Origin of the sequence: Streptomyces sp. 1331.2, from assembly GCF_900199205.1 — a bacterium.
In the GTDB taxonomy this organism is placed as follows: domain Bacteria; phylum Actinomycetota; class Actinomycetes; order Streptomycetales; family Streptomycetaceae; genus Kitasatospora.
Window position 1 is genome coordinate 5,337,663 of sequence record NZ_OBMJ01000001.1, and the last position, 13,651, is coordinate 5,351,313.

General features: G+C 73.2%; 15 protein-coding genes. 4 read left to right on the top strand and 11 right to left on the bottom strand.

What is annotated here, in order from left to right:
• Positions 1-43: 43 nt before the first annotated feature.
• Complete coding sequence (locus CRP52_RS39780) at positions 44-1,195, bottom strand: peptidoglycan-binding domain-containing protein (protein WP_101948232.1); 1,152 nt, start codon at positions 1,193-1,195, stop codon at positions 44-46.
• 440 nt (positions 1,196-1,635) lie between these two features.
• Between CRP52_RS39780 and CRP52_RS22975 the strand changes: the two genes are divergently transcribed.
• A complete protein-coding gene (locus CRP52_RS22975; protein WP_097238110.1) occupies positions 1,636-3,708 on the top strand; it encodes an MFS transporter in 2,073 nt (690 codons plus the stop codon).
• Between the two features lie 90 nt (positions 3,709-3,798).
• Positions 3,799-4,275: a CYTH domain-containing protein gene (locus CRP52_RS22980; protein ID WP_097238111.1), complete on the top strand. Its 477-nt coding sequence runs from the start codon at positions 3,799-3,801 to the stop codon at positions 4,273-4,275.
• A gap of 31 nt (positions 4,276-4,306) precedes the next feature.
• Here CRP52_RS22980 and CRP52_RS22985 read toward each other — a convergent pair whose 3' ends face one another.
• Positions 4,307-4,792 carry a MarR family winged helix-turn-helix transcriptional regulator gene (locus CRP52_RS22985; protein WP_257032808.1) on the bottom strand — a complete coding sequence of 162 codons (486 nt, stop codon included), beginning with the start codon at positions 4,790-4,792 and terminating at the stop codon, positions 4,307-4,309.
• A 62-nt stretch (positions 4,793-4,854) separates the two neighbouring features.
• On the opposite strand from CRP52_RS22985, the gene CRP52_RS22990 reads away from it, so the two are divergent.
• Together CRP52_RS22990 and CRP52_RS22995 are read left to right on the top strand one after the other, a co-directional pair.
• Positions 4,855-5,265: a cupin domain-containing protein gene (locus tag CRP52_RS22990; RefSeq protein ID WP_097238113.1), complete on the top strand. Its 411-nt coding sequence runs from the start codon at positions 4,855-4,857 to the stop codon at positions 5,263-5,265.
• Between the two features lie 88 nt (positions 5,266-5,353).
• Positions 5,354-5,680 carry an antibiotic biosynthesis monooxygenase family protein gene (locus tag CRP52_RS22995; RefSeq protein WP_097238114.1) on the top strand — a complete coding sequence of 109 codons (327 nt, stop codon included), beginning with the start codon at positions 5,354-5,356 and terminating at the stop codon, positions 5,678-5,680.
• A 247-nt stretch (positions 5,681-5,927) separates the two neighbouring features.
• On the opposite strand, the gene CRP52_RS23000 is transcribed toward CRP52_RS22995, so the two are convergent.
• The 9 genes from CRP52_RS23000 to CRP52_RS23040 all read right to left on the bottom strand — a co-directional run bounded on the left by CRP52_RS23000 (position 5,928) and on the right by CRP52_RS23040 (position 13,627).
• Entirely contained in the window at positions 5,928-6,470 is a 543-nt protein-coding gene (locus tag CRP52_RS23000) for a hypothetical protein (RefSeq protein ID WP_143685810.1), read from the bottom strand.
• A gap of 51 nt (positions 6,471-6,521) precedes the next feature.
• Positions 6,522-7,418 carry an alpha/beta hydrolase gene (locus tag CRP52_RS23005; protein WP_097238116.1) on the bottom strand — a complete coding sequence of 299 codons (897 nt, stop codon included), beginning with the start codon at positions 7,416-7,418 and terminating at the stop codon, positions 6,522-6,524.
• A 136-nt stretch (positions 7,419-7,554) separates the two neighbouring features.
• Positions 7,555-7,881 (bottom strand): hypothetical protein, encoded by a 327-nt coding sequence (locus CRP52_RS23010; protein WP_143685811.1) that lies wholly within the window; start codon positions 7,879-7,881, stop codon positions 7,555-7,557.
• Positions 7,882-8,094: 213 nt separating this feature from the next.
• Positions 8,095-8,274: a hypothetical protein gene (locus CRP52_RS23015; protein WP_097238118.1), complete on the bottom strand. Its 180-nt coding sequence runs from the start codon at positions 8,272-8,274 to the stop codon at positions 8,095-8,097.
• Positions 8,275-8,449: 175 nt separating this feature from the next.
• Positions 8,450-9,319, bottom strand: coding sequence for a LysR family transcriptional regulator (locus tag CRP52_RS23020; protein ID WP_257032809.1), 870 nt, complete (start codon positions 9,317-9,319; stop codon positions 8,450-8,452).
• 139 nt (positions 9,320-9,458) lie between these two features.
• Entirely contained in the window at positions 9,459-9,854 is a 396-nt protein-coding gene (locus tag CRP52_RS23025) for a VOC family protein (RefSeq protein WP_097238120.1), read from the bottom strand.
• A gap of 178 nt (positions 9,855-10,032) precedes the next feature.
• Positions 10,033-10,866, bottom strand: coding sequence for an ECF transporter S component (locus CRP52_RS23030; protein WP_097238121.1), 834 nt, complete (start codon positions 10,864-10,866; stop codon positions 10,033-10,035).
• On the bottom strand, positions 10,863-12,524 hold the full coding sequence (locus CRP52_RS23035; RefSeq protein ID WP_097238122.1) for an ABC transporter ATP-binding protein: 1,662 nt from the start codon (positions 12,522-12,524) through the stop codon (positions 10,863-10,865). The genes CRP52_RS23030 and CRP52_RS23035 overlap by 4 nt, the downstream gene beginning before the upstream one ends.
• Positions 12,521-13,627, bottom strand: a complete 1,107-nt coding sequence (locus tag CRP52_RS23040; RefSeq protein ID WP_097238123.1) for a CbiQ family ECF transporter T component — start codon at positions 13,625-13,627, stop codon at positions 12,521-12,523. Before CRP52_RS23040 ends, CRP52_RS23035 begins: the two co-directional genes overlap by 4 nt.
• Between the last annotated feature and the right edge of the window lie 24 nt (positions 13,628-13,651).

A 13,651-nucleotide genomic window follows, 5' to 3' on the forward strand; every position in this document is an offset into this window, starting at 1 on the left:
GTCAGCGGGTCCGGGGGTGGCCGGGGTCCCGGTCCGGGGCCGGTCAGCAGCCCGGGTCGGCGGCGAGGACGGCCTGGGTCTTGGGGCCGTAGACGCCGTCCTCGCCCTTGATCCGGTTCTCCTTCTGGTAGCTGCTGAGCACCGACCGGGTCCAGTAGTCGAAGGTGCCGGTGACGATCGACTTGTCGACGAATCCGCACTCGGCGACGTACAGGCGCTGCTGCAGGTCCTTGACGTCCGGACCGTTCATCCCGAGCTGCAGCACGCGGGCGGTGGTCGTCGGCGTCGGGGTGGGCGTCGGGGTCGGGGTGGGGGTCGGCGTCGGCGTCTGGACCGGGGTGGGCGTCGGCGTCGCGGTGGGGGTCGGCGTCGGCGTGGCCGTCTTCGTCGGTGTCGGCTTGCGGGTGGGCGTCGCGGTCGGGCTCGGTGCCTCGGAGGTCGGGGCCGCCGTGGTCACGGCGGGCGCCACGGTCGGATCCACCGGCGCGGGCGCCAGGGTGGTGGTCGGCAGCGGCAGCGCCTGCTTGGCGTCCGGCCCGGCGGAGGGCGTCACCGCGTACGCGACGCCGATGGTGAGCGCCACCAGCGCGGCGCCCACCCCCGCGAGCAGGCCCTTGCGCTGGGCGAGCGGGTTCCTCGCGGCCTGCTCGGCGGCCCGGCGCGCGGCCCGGCCGCCGGCCTCCGGTTCGAGTCCGGCGTCGAGCCCGGGTCCGAAGCCGGAGGCGGCCGGGGCGTTGGCGAAGGGGAAGAACCCGAGCTCGTCGTCCTGCCGTTCCCCTTGCCCGTGCCCTCCCTCGTGCCCGTGCCCGGTGGGCGGCACCGGCGGCAGCACGGTGGTGGCGTAGGCGTCGGCGTCCGGCCCCAGCGGGGCGCGCCCCGTCGGGACGGGCGGCAGCACGGTGGTGGCGTACGCGTCCGCGTCCGGCCCCAGCTGAGGGGTGACCGGCCCGGCGGGCGCGCCCGGCTGCCCCGGGGCGACCGGGGGCAGCACCGTGGTCGCGAACGGGTCCACGACCGGGCCGTCCGCCGACAGCTCCTCGGCCACCTGGTCGGCGGTCTGCGGGACGTACGGGCGGACCAGCGGCGGGCCCTCGGCATGGGGGAGGACGGCGGTCTCGGTGAGGCTCGGATCCGGGACGCAGCCGCACCCGGTTGAGCGTGCGGTGCCGCACGTCGGGCAGTGCTGGTCCGGCATCGGCCGGTCCTCCTCGATTTCGCGTCGGTCTCGCGGGCGGTCTTGCGGGTGATCCTGCGGCGGTCTTGCGGGGTCGCCCGCGCTTCGGGGCGGGGCCCGGGCCGCACGATCGCGCCTGATTATGCAGGACGGCCCGGAGGGGGGACAGGGGCGTCCGGTCCCGGGCGGGGGTGTTGTGGCGGTTGATGCCGGTTGGCCCCTCCGAGAACGGTCCGCAGGCCCCGGACGTCCCCGCTGCTGACGTTGCCTCTGGCGCTGCTGCTGAGGTCGCCTCTGACGCAGCTGCTGACGTTCGGCTACGTTCGGCTCAATCCGGCGGAACAAATCGGGGTGAATCTGCCAGCATGGTGAGCTGGGAGTGATCATCCGCCCGGACCCGCCAGCCGGAGCCGCGACCCTCCGGACCCGCCCCTTGCCCCCCGAGATCCTCTGGAGACGCCATGACGGATCCGCTCGCCGCGTCCGACCGGAGCCCGGCGGGCGAGCCCGGTCCGCCGGCCGCAGCCGTCCCCAACCTGTGGGTGCCGATCAGCGCCCTGCTGCTGGCGATGCTGCTCGCGGCCCTCGACCAGACCATCGTCTCCACCGCGCTGCCCACCATCGTCAGCGACCTCGGCGGCCTCGACCACCTCTCCTGGGTGGTCACCGCCTACCTGCTGGCCTCCACGGCCGCGACGCCGCTCTGGGGCAAGCTCGGCGACATGTACGGCCGGAAGCGGTTCTTCCAGGCCTCCATCGTGATCTTCCTGATCGGCTCGGTGCTGTGCGGAATCGCCCAGAACATGGGCGAGTTGATCGCCTTCCGGGCACTGCAGGGCCTGGGCGGCGGCGGGCTGATGGTGCTCTCCCAGGCGATCGTCGGCGACCTCGTCCCGCCCCGGGACCGCGGCCGCTACCAGGGCCTGTTCGGCGCGGTGTTCGGCGTCACCAGCGTGCTCGGGCCGCTGCTCGGCGGGCTGTTCGTCGACCACCTCAGCTGGCGCTGGGTCTTCTACGTCAACCTGCCGGTCGGCGTCGTCGCCCTGCTGGTGATCGCGGCAGTGCTGCACGGGACGGAGGTGCGGCGCGAGCACCGGATCGACTACCTCGGCACCGCCCTGATCGCCGCGGTCGCCACCTGCCTGGTGCTGATGACCTCGCTCGGCGGCACCACCTGGGCCTGGAGCTCCTGGCAGATCGTCGGCCTCGGCGTGCTCGGGCTGGTGCTGCTGCTCGCCTTCGTCCTGGTCGAACGCACCGCCGCGGAGCCCGTCCTGCCGCTGCGCCTGTTCCGCTCGCGGACCTTCAGCCTGGTCGCGGTGATCTCCTTCGTGATCGGCTTCGCGATGTTCGGCGCACTCACCTACCTGCCGACCTTCCTCCAGGTGGTCATGCAGGTCTCGCCGACCATGTCCGGCATCCACATGCTGCCGATGGTGCTCGGCATGCTGCTCACCTCGATCGGTTCCGGCCAGATCGTCGCCCGCACCGGCCACTACCGCGTCTTCCCGATCGCCGGGACGGCGGTGACGACCGTCGGACTGCTGCTGCTCTCCCGGCTGGACGAGCACAGCAGCACCGCCGAGACGAGCTGCTACTTCCTGGTCTTCGGCCTCGGGCTGGGCCTGGTGATGCAGGTGCTGGTGCTGATCGTGCAGAACTCGGTCGGCTACCAGGACCTCGGCGTGGCCACCGCGGGTGCCACCTTCTTCCGCTCCATCGGGGCCGCCTTCGGCGTCTCCATCTTCGGGACGATCTTCGCGAGCGGGCTGCGGGACCGGCTCGCCGACGCCCTGGCGGGGGTGCCGCTGCCGCCCGGCTTCCAGCCCGACGCCATCACCTCCGACCCGCGGGTCATCTCCCGGCTGCCGGCCGCCGTCCAGGCCGGCGTCTACCACGCCTACGCCGAGTCGATCACCCGCGTCTTCCTCTACGCGGTGCCCGTCGCCGTGGTCGCCTTCGTCCTGTCGCTCTTCCTGCGCGAGCAGAAACTGCGCTCCACCGTGACCGCGCCGGACCTGAGCGAGTCCATCGGACTCAACCCGGTCGAGCGCAGCTCCCTGGACGAGATCGCCCGCGCACTCTCGGTGCTGAGCACCCGCGATGCCCGGCGCGACCTCTTCCGGCGGATCACCGCCACCGCCGGCCTCGACCTGCTGCCCGCCTCCAGCTGGCTGCTGCTGCAGATGCACCAGCACGGCTCGGTCGAGCCGGCGGAGCTGGCCGAGCGACGGATCGTCCCGATCGCCGTCATCGAGCAAGCCGTCCGGGAGGTGGAGAGCCGGGGACTGGCCGCGCGCACCGGCGGGCTGCCGCTGCGGCTCACCGAACCGGGGGAGGAGGCGGCGCTCCGGCTGGTCGCCGCCCGGCGCACCCAACTCGCAGACCTGCTGGGCGACTGGGACGAGAAGCAGTACGCCGATCTCGCCGAACTGCTCACCAGGCTCAGCTCCACCCTGTGCGCCGACCGGAGGGACCGGCCCGACCCGGTCGGACCGGAGCCGCCGTACCGGAGCGAGGGGCGGTCGTTCTGACCGTCCCCAAGTGGCGTATCAGTGAGGCGCATCGGCGTATCGTCGCGATATCACCAGGTCGCTGGGCAGCTCGGGAAGGAAAGGTGCGGCATGCCACTCGAAATCGAGCGCAAGTTCCTGCTGACCGCCTTCACGCCGCCGGAGACGGCGGTGCGGCGACGGATCGAGCAGGGCTACATCGCGATCAAGGACGACGGGACGGAGGTGCGGCTGCGGCGGATCGGCGACAGCTGCGTCCTCGGCGTCAAACGCGCCACGGCGGGGGCCGCACCCGTCCGCGTCGAGGTGGAACGCGAGCTCGGGGAGCGGGAGTTCGACGAGCTCTGGCCGGCCACGGCCGGCGCCCGGCTGGTCAAGGACCGGTACACCGTCGAGTCGGCCGGCGTCACCGTCGATGTCGACGTTTACCGGGGCGAGTTGGCCGGACTGCTCACCGCCGAGGTCGAGTTCGGCTCGGAGGAGGCGGCGGAGGCCTTCACCCCGCCGGACTGGTTCGGCGCCGAGATCACCGGAGTCCCGGCGTACAAGAACCAGAACCTCGCCGTCCGAGGCCTCCCCGAGTCCTGACGCTGCCACGGCAGTTGCGCGCTCCCGGGTCTCAGGGCGCGCCGAACCAGCGGGGCGTGTCGAGGCGGAACGGGTCGCCGGGGGCGAGCCGGCGCAGCCCGTCCTCCACCTGGCGCAGCTGCTCCTCGCCGAGGGCCGCCGACCACTCGGCGCGCAGCTCGTCGAAGATCCGCGCCGAGCGGACCAGGCAGTCCACGCCCCGGTCGGTGAGCCGGACCACCTTGCGGCGCGCGTCGGCCGGGTCGCTGCCGCGCTCGACGTAGCCGAGCTGCTCCAGGCTCTCGACGGTTTTGCCGGCCGCCTGCTTGGAGACGCCGAGTCGGCGGCCGAGTTCGACGGCAGTGGTGCCCTGCGGCCCGATCGCCTGGAAGACGAAGCCGTGCATCGGGCGCAGGTCGGGGTGGCCTTCGCGGGCGATGCGCTCGTGCAGTTCGTCGATGATCGTCCGGAAGGCGAGCAGCAGGCGCAGCGGCAGCTCGAAGCCCGGCGGGGCGGGTTCGGTGGATTCGCTTGACACGATAGACAACCTCATTGACCATATAGACAACTTCATTGTCCATCTTAGGGGGTTCCTTCGCCATGCCCGTGATCCACCGATCCGAAGCCCGCCGCACCGAGACCCCGAACGCCGTCATGACCACCCTCGGCTCGCCCACCCAGGGCACCACCACCCTGGCGATGTGGCAGGTCGAGATGCGGCCGCACGCCCAGGGGCCGCTGCACGCCATGGACGCCGAACAGATCTGGACCCTCCTCACCGGCTCCGCCACCGTCGCCCTCGCCGGCGAGACCCTCGCCCTCTCCGCCGGCGACACCCTCGTCCTCCCCGCCGACGCCGCCCGACGCATCGCCACCACCGAAGGCTTCACCGCCGTCGTCGCCTCCACCTCCCCCTCCCACGCCTACAACCCCGACGCCCGCACCCCCGAGGACGCCTGCACCCTCGCCCCCCGCGACGCCCAGCGCCTCCTCCCGCCGTGGATCGGCTGAACCCGCCGGCGTGAGGTGTAGGACACTGCTGACAATGACCGAGCCGACGGCCCGCACGCGGACCCCGGCGAAATCGACAAGGAGCGGCATGTCCGTCGTCAAGATCAACGTACTGACGGTCCCGGCCGAGCAGCGCGAGGTGCTGGAGCAGCGCTTCGCCTCCCGCGCCGGCGCGGTGGAGAACTCGGACGGCTTCGAGTGGTTCGAACTCCTCCGCCCGGTCGAGGGCACCGACCAGTACCTGGTCTACACCCGTTGGCGCAGCGAGGAGGACTTCAAGGCCTGGATGGAGGGCCCGATGAAGTCGGCCCACCAGAACGGCGGCGACGGCGAGGCGCCCAAGCGCCCGGCTGCCTCCGGCTCCACCCTCTGGTCCTTCGAGGTCGTCCAGTCGGCCGGCCCCAAGAACGCCTAGATTGCCTCGCTGTTGCTTCTTCTCGTGCTTCGGGCCCTCCCCTGACGTCAGGGGAGGGCCCGTTGTGAGGGGTGTGCCTCGGTGGGCGGGCCAGGCGCCCGGCCCGGAACGGCCGCAAGGCCGCATGCCCGGCCGGGGGCGGGTGGGGCCGCCCGGCGGCGCGGATGCGCCGCCGCTTGAGTAAGTGAAGGGGAGTTGCGACAGCCCCCACGCCCTGCCCGGACGCGGGGGCTGTCCCTTTCGGTGGCTATGACGTGCTCGTCGGCGAGACCGACGCGGGCGGGGGCAACAGGCAGGGAGTGATGATGCCGAGGTACATACGATCTCCGCTGCCCGAGGTCTCCGCCGTGGCGGTGTACCGGCTGTTGGGGTGGACGGCGTCGACGAGCGCATCGGGCTTGCCGTCCACGAACTCGCGATAGCCCTCCACCGTCAGGCCCTCGCCCACCAACATGTCGCGGACCTTTCTGACCGCTTCCGGATGCTGGGCGCGCGGCACCGAACTCTTCACGCTGTACATCAGGATGTACCGGTCATCAGTCGCGGTTTCCCCGTTCCTGCCAGTACACGGAGTGAAGAGTGCGTCGACGGTCGTGGGATCGATCTCGATCCCGGCGGTCCGGGCCATGTGCTCGGTTATCTGTTGCGCCCAGGTCTGGGCGTCAGCCTTGGACTTCACGGGTGGTGTGTCATTCCTGTCGGTCGGAGTGGATGAGCACGCGCCGAGCATCGCGACCAGGAGCGCAGTGCAGGCAAGGCGCCTGGAAAGCCGGGTAGGGGTCGCGGTCATGACGCTCCTGAGGATGGTGCGGATCGACTGTTCGGTGGACTGGTGACAGGGTCAGCGCGGGTAGCGGGGGGCGAGCGTCGGCGGGCGGCCGGCGATGATCCGCCCCTGATTTTGGAGGCTTTCACTTGCGCCTCCAGGGCCGAAGTCCCAGTAGCCGCCGTGTCCGCTGGTGTCGATCTGGATGCGCTGGGCGTCGAAGTCCCTGTACTGGGGGCCATCGCCGAGAACGGTGCCGGTGAAGGTCTGGATGAAGTCGTCCTTGGCCGTGCCGACCCAGACGTGCTTCGGGTCGACGTTGAGCTGCCACGCGCCTTCCACCCCCATGCCGGGGCTGCCGAGCGCGAGGATGTCGTTGGCATTCGCCCCGCCGGCGTCGCGTGCGGCCACCCCGACGACGTAGCTGCCGTAGCTGTGCCCCATCAGGGTCAGGTGTGAGCAGACGCCGTTGTCGCCCTCGGCCACCCGCAGGCCCTTGGTGAAGTTGCGCAGCAGCGGTGCCCCGGCGTCCCCGCGGTCGGACTGGGCCACGGAGCCGTCCAGCCAGTTGGGTGTCTCGTAGCCAAGCCACGAGACGACGGCGACATTCTCGTCGCCGGCTTTGTCCTCGGCCGCCTTCTGGAGGCGGCGGATGTGGTCCATCTGCCCCGGTACCCCGGCGAACACGGTCCCGGTGCCCGGTACGAAGACCGCCGTGTGCTGCGCCTTGGGTCGTTGGCCTCTCCCTTGCCTACGGGCGGGATGCTGACGACACCGTCGGCAGACACATTCAGGCCGGCATCCACCGAGCGCTTCACGGCATTGGTGAGGTTGGTCTGCGCCTGGTAGATCCGGTCGGCGACGGTGTTGAGCACCAGGGCCGCAGTGTCCGCCTCCATCTTGACGATGTTCAGCTGCTGCTCCGTCTTCGCCATGTACGAGAGCGCAGCCTTCGCATCGTCCCCCTCCCAGTTGCCGGCCAGCGGTCCGTTGACCTGGCTACGATGCCGCTGGCCGATGCTTTCCGCCGTGTGACCCAGGGCCGTCCAGGCCTTCGCCGCGTCATGAAGTCCGTGCGGGTCGAACTTCACCAGGAGTTCGTAGAGGCTCACTTGCCCCCCTGCGGTGCGACGGCCCACGCACCGGCGATCGCGCGGTCTTTGTGCTCATGGGCCGTGGCGTTGGCGTTCAGGTTGGCCGCGGTGTCCGCGAGGCGCTGATGCAGGTCGCCGAGCGGCTTGGACCAGCCGGTGCCCAACTGGCTGAGCCCGCCGGCGATCGACCAGCCGGCGAGCTGGCCGGAGACGGTCTCGCTGGTGTTCACCGCGTTCTGAACGGGAGGGCCAAGCTCCTCACCCAGACTCTTGGCGATACCTGCGGAGGCCCGCAGATCGGTTGGTTGTATAGCGACCTTGCGGGTGGCGTTGTCACCCACTGTCTTCTCCCCCCACCCAGGCGTTCGATACGCGTATCTGTGTTCCGCGGAACGTTAACTGAGTCCCGCACGCTACGTATCCGTCAAGATACTCAGATCATATGGACAGCTGGCGGGCTGCCTTCGGCTGTCCAGCGGCGCGCTTGGGCTTGGTGACGTCGATGCCGAAAGTCAGGCCGGTGGTGTCAGCGCCGATCCGGATCTCTTCGAGGATCAGGGGGAGGCTGAAGGTCGGTCGTAGGTGACGCGGTGGATGGCCAGCAGGACGGCGGCCTCGGACAGGCGAGGTGCCTCCCGCTCGTCGGGCTGGGGGACGCCGGCGCTGACCCGCTCGCGCCAGGCCACATCGTGCTCTGCCGCGGCCGGCGTTGCGTAGGCGTCGACCGGTGCCACACCGGGCTCCTTCGCCGACGGGGTGTCGGCTTCCGGCTGCCGGCTCCTCGGGCCCTGGGCGATGATGGCGGCCCGTGCACCGGCGACGTGGGGACGGGTGCCGCAGCACGAGCTGGTCGACCTCTTCTCGACGCTTGCGGACGAGTAGGCGCCGCGGAAGCCCGGTGCAGCGCGGTCAGGGGGTGGCGGCGTGGAGGGCCTGGTGGAGGGCGGGGGTGGGGGTGCGGTCGGCGCGCCAGACGAGGCGGAGGTGGAGGGGTGGGGGCGGGGGTGTGAGGGGGAGGCGGACGAGGGTGCCGGTGGTGAGTCGGTCGTGGACGGCGGCGTCGGGGAGGAGGGCGAGGCCGAGGCCCTGTTCGGCGCAGGCGCGGGTGACGGGGATGCCGCCGGTGGGGACGCGGGCGAGGTGGTGGCCGAGGAGGCGTTCGCCGGCGAGGTGGAAGGAGCAGGCGGGGGTGTTCACCAGGAGGCGCTGGCCGGTGAGGTCCTCGGGGGTGAGGGTGGTGGCGCGGGCGAGCGGGTGGGTGGGGGCGGCGACCAGGGCGAGCGGGACGTCCTGCAGGTCGAGGTGGTCGAGCGGGGCGGGTGGCAGGGAGAAGCCGAGCCCGCCGAGCGGGCCGGCGGCGTCGAGGATGAGTGCCGCCTCCAGGGCCCCGGCGGCGACGCCGTCGAGCAGGCCGTCCCGGGTGGTGCCGGTGTGCAGGGATATCTCCAGGTCGGGCCGCCGTTCGGCGAGGCGGGCCAGGACGGTGGGCAGGTGGGTGGCGGCGATGGTGTCCAGGGCGCCCAGGCGCAGCCGGGCGCGGGCGGCGACGACCTCGCGCCGGGCCTGTTCGGCCTGGTCGAGCAGCCGCCGGGACCACGGCCGCAGCCGTTCGCCGGCCGGGGTGAGGGCGAGGCCGCGCGGGGCCCGGTCGAAGAGTTCGGTGCCGAGGCCGTGTTCGAGGGTGCGGATCTGCTCGGTGACGGAGGACGGGGCGAGCCCGAGTGCCGCGGCCGCGGCGGTGACGGAGCGGTGGGCGACGACGGCCTCGAAGACGCGCAACTGACGTAGTTCCACTGGTTCCCCCGAACGCCCTGGCTCCCGGTGCTGCGGGACAGCGTACGGGGGCGTGCGCGCGGTCGTACTGGGGTGCGGACATTCCGAACGGCGCGAGGGTCGGGGAGCGGGGGCGTGAACCGGGTCAGGTGAGCGGCGTGAGGAAGATCCACACGTGCCCGAACGGGTCGCGCAGCATCGACTGCCGGGCGCCGTAGAACATGTCCGCCGGGGCCGAGAGCAGTTCGGCGCCCGCGGCCGCGGCCCGGTCCGTCAGCCCGTCCACGTCCGGGACGTACACGTGCAGGGCGACGGACGGGCCGCCGGTGCCGGGCGGTGCGAAGGGCGCGTCGGCGTCACCGAGCATCAGGGTGGCGCCGTGGACCTTGATCTCGGCGTGCATGATCCGCCCGTCCTCGCCCGCGAGCCGCATGTGCTCGGTCGCGCCGAAGGCGGTGGTGTAGAAGGCGATGGCCTCGGCGGCGCCGTCGACCATGATGTGCGGGAGGACGGTGCGCTGGTGGTGCTCGGGAATCTCCATGTGGATCAAGGTAGGCCGCTGTCGGTCGGTCAGGGATCGGGCCAGGGGCGCAGCCGGTCCTACACCGCTGGGCGGAGGACCGGCGGACGAGCAGGGCGCGCAACGGCGCACGGCGCAACGGTGTGGGACGAATCGGTGTGGGACGAACCGGTGCAGGACGAACCGGAGGCGTGGCGGTTCAGCCCTCCGGCGGGCGGAAGGTCACCGGGGAGTGGAAGGCGGCGCGGCGGGTGGCGCGGCGCAGGGCGCGCAGGACGGGGGTGCCGAGGGTGAGGCACAGGACGACGGTGAGTGCGGCCCGGGGGAGGTCCCAGCCCAGGGACGTGGTCAGGCAGTAGGCGGCGAAGCGGACCAGGTTGGCGCCCACCGGATCGCCAGGGACGAAGGAGATGGAGCCGGCCAGGCCGCCGATGTACGGCCAGCCCTGCAGGTTCATGATCGTCCCGTACAGCACGGCCGAGACGGCGCCGTACCCCGCCAGCAGCAGCAGTTCGCGGCGGCCGCGCAGGTTGGCGGAGCCCGGCAGCAGGCCCGCGCCGAGGCAGACCCAGCCCATCGCGAGCATCTGGAACGGCAGCCACGGCCCGACGCCGCCGGTGAGCAGGGCCGAGGCGAACATCGACAACGAGCCCAGGACGAAGCCGAATCCGGGGCCGAGGACGCGGCCGGACAGGACCATGAGGAAGAACATCGGCTCCAGGCCGGCCGTCCCGGCGCCCAGCGGGCGCAGGGCGGCACCGGCCGCGGCCAGGACGCCCAGCAGCGCGACGGACTTGGCGTCGAGCCCCGGCGCGCCGCCGCCCGCCTCCCGTCCTTCGGAGATCTGCGCGATGACGACGGCGAGCAGCAGCGGCAGCAGCAGGGCGAACAGCCAGGGCGCGTCCGTGGAGTGGCCGACCAGCGCCGACCCGGTGGAGGCGAGCAGCGGCCAGCCGAAGGCGGCGACGCCGACGAGCGAGACGAGGGCCAGGGCCGCGGCGGAGCGGCGGCCGAGCGGGACCGGGTGGCTCATGCGCCCAGCGCCTCCGACCCCAGCGCCTCCGACCCCGGCGCCTCCGCGCCCGGAACCTCCGCGCCCAGCGCCTCCGCGACCTGCCCCACGGTGAGCCACGGCCCCGGCGCCAGGACCTTGGCGACCTGCGGGGCGAAGGCGGGGGAGGAGACCACGACCTCGGCGGTCGGCCCGTCCGCGACGATCTCGCCCTCGGCCAGGATCACCGTGCGGTGGGCGAGTTCGGCGGCCAGCTCGACGTCGTGCGTGGCCAGCAGGACGGAGTGCCCCTCGGCGGCGAGGCCGCGCAGGACCTCCACCAGCCGGGCCTTGGCGGCGTAGTCCAGGCCGCGGGTCGGCTCGTCCAGGAGCAGCAGCGGGGGCCGGGCGGTGAGCACGACGGCGAGGGCGAGGGTGAGGCGCTGGCCTTCGGAGAGGTCGCGCGGGTGGGCGGTGTCGGCGATGCCGGGCAGCAGGCGTTCGACCAGGGCGCGGCAGGTGCCGGCGGCGGCGCCCGCGTCGGTGTCCGCCGCCGCGCACTCGGCGGCGACCGATTCGCCGTACAGCAGGTCGCGCGGGTCCTGCGGGACGAGGCCGACCTGGCGGATCAGCTCGGCGGGGCGGGTGCGGTGCGGGGTGCGGCCGCCGACCCGGACGGTGCCGGAGGCGGGGGCGTGCAGGCCGACCAGGCTGCCCAGCAGGGTGGACTTGCCCGCGCCGTTGCGGCCCATCAGGGCGGTGATCTCGCCGGCGTGGAGGGCGAGGTCGACTCCGCGCAGGGCCTGGACGGGGCCGCGGCGGACGGCGAGGCGGTCGGTGACGGTGACGGGTTCCCCCCGTCGCGGGGGTACGGCGGCGGGCGTGCGCCCGTCCAGGTCGGAGCGCAGCGGCGCCGCCTTGCGGCGTGCATCGCGCACCGACAGCGGCAGCGGCCGCCAGCCCGCGAGCCGGCCGAGGCCGACGACGGGCGGGTGCACCGGGGAGTGCGCCATCAGCTCGGCCGGCTCGCCGAGGACCGGGGGCGCGCCCGGGGTCAGCAGCAGCACCTGGTCGGCGTACTGGACGACCCGCTCCAGCCGGTGCTCGGCCATCAGCACGGTGGTGCCGAGGTCGTGCACCAGCCGCTGGAGGACGGCCAGCACCTCCTCGGCCGCACCCGGGTCGAGGGCCGAGGTGGGCTCGTCCAGGACCAGGACGCGCGGGTGCACGGTGAGCACCGAGCCGATCGCGACGCGCTGTTGCTGCCCGCCGGAGAGCGAGCCCAGCGCGCGGTCGCGCAGGTCGGCGAGGCCGAGCAGGTCCAGGGTCTCCTCGACCCGGCGGCGCATGACGTCGCCGGGCAGGCCCAACGACTCCATGCCGTAGGCGAGTTCGTCCTCCACCGTGTCGGTGACGAAGTGCGCGAGCGGGTCCTGCCCCACGGTGCCGACCAGGTCGGCGAGTTCGCGCGGCCGGTGCTCGCGGGTGTCCCGGCCGCCGACGGTGACCCGGCCGTGCAGCACCCCGCCGGTGAAGTGCGGCACCAGGCCGCTGACCGTCCCCAGCAGGGTGGACTTGCCGGAGCCCGACGGGCCCACCAGCAGGCAGAGTTCACCCTCGGGGACGGTGAGGTCGACCCCGCTCAGGGCGGGTGCGGCGGTGCCCTCGTACCGGACGGAGACCTGCTCGAAGGTGATCACGATGCCCTCCGGGGCGGGGTCGGGGCGGCGAACGCCGGTACCAGGCCGAGCAGTACGGTCAGCACGGCGGCCAGCGGCAGCGCGGGGACGGTCGGCGGGACGACGGTGGGGGCGAAGGCGGCCGGGTCCTGCGCAGCCAGGTAGGTGGTGAGGGCGGCCACCACGGCCCCGGACCCGGCGGTCAGCCACTCCGGAAGCGCCCAAGGGTCGGGACGGTAGCGCGATCTGACGGATCGTCGGCTGCCGAGCAACAGCCCGGCGGAGGCCGCGGCCAGGCCGAGCAGCAGGACGGGCAGCGCCCAGCCGGTGCCGCCCGCGGTGAGCAGTCCGTACGCGGCCAGGCAGACCCCGAGTAGCCCGGCCAGGGTGAGCGCGGCCGTCGCCCGGGCGAGCCGGCGCGGGACGTCGGCGGTACGGCCGAAGCCGCGGGTGTCCATCGCCGCGGCCAGTGCGACCGAGCGCTCCAAGGCGCCCTCCAGCACCGGCAGTCCGACGCTCAGCACGGCGGCGACGCCCCGGTCCGTACGGCCGCGCAGGCGCCGCGCGGCGCGCAGCCGGCGGACGTCGGCGACCAGGTTCGGCGCGAAGGTCATCGCCACCACCACCGCCACGCCCGCCTCGTAGAGCGCCCCGGGCAGGGTGCGCAGCAGCCGGGCCGGACTGGCCAGGGAGTTGGCGGCGCCGACGCAGACCAACAGGGTCGCCAGCCGCAGCCCGTCGTACAGCGCGGCGAGCAGGCCCTCGGCGGTGACCCGGCCGCCGAGCCGCACGCCCTGAGCCCAGGTGGGCAGCGGCAGTTCGGGCAGCGTGAACAGCACGTGGGTGCCGGGGATCGGCGAGCCGAGGAAGACGGCGAACACCAGCCGGATGCCGAGCACCAGCAGCCCCAGCCGCAGGAACGCCCCGTACGACCGGGACCAGGGCGCGTCGCCGCGCCGGGCTGCGACCACGTATCCGGCGACGGCGGCGAGCAGCAGCAGGACCGCCGGGTTGGTGGTGCGGGTCGCCGCCGCGCCCAGCCCGAGCGCCCACAACCACCAGGCCCCGGGGTGCAGTTGGCGGGGACCGGTGGGTGGTCGGGTGCTGCGGGGGGTGCTGCTCACGGGGTCTTTCCTGGAGGGGGTTCA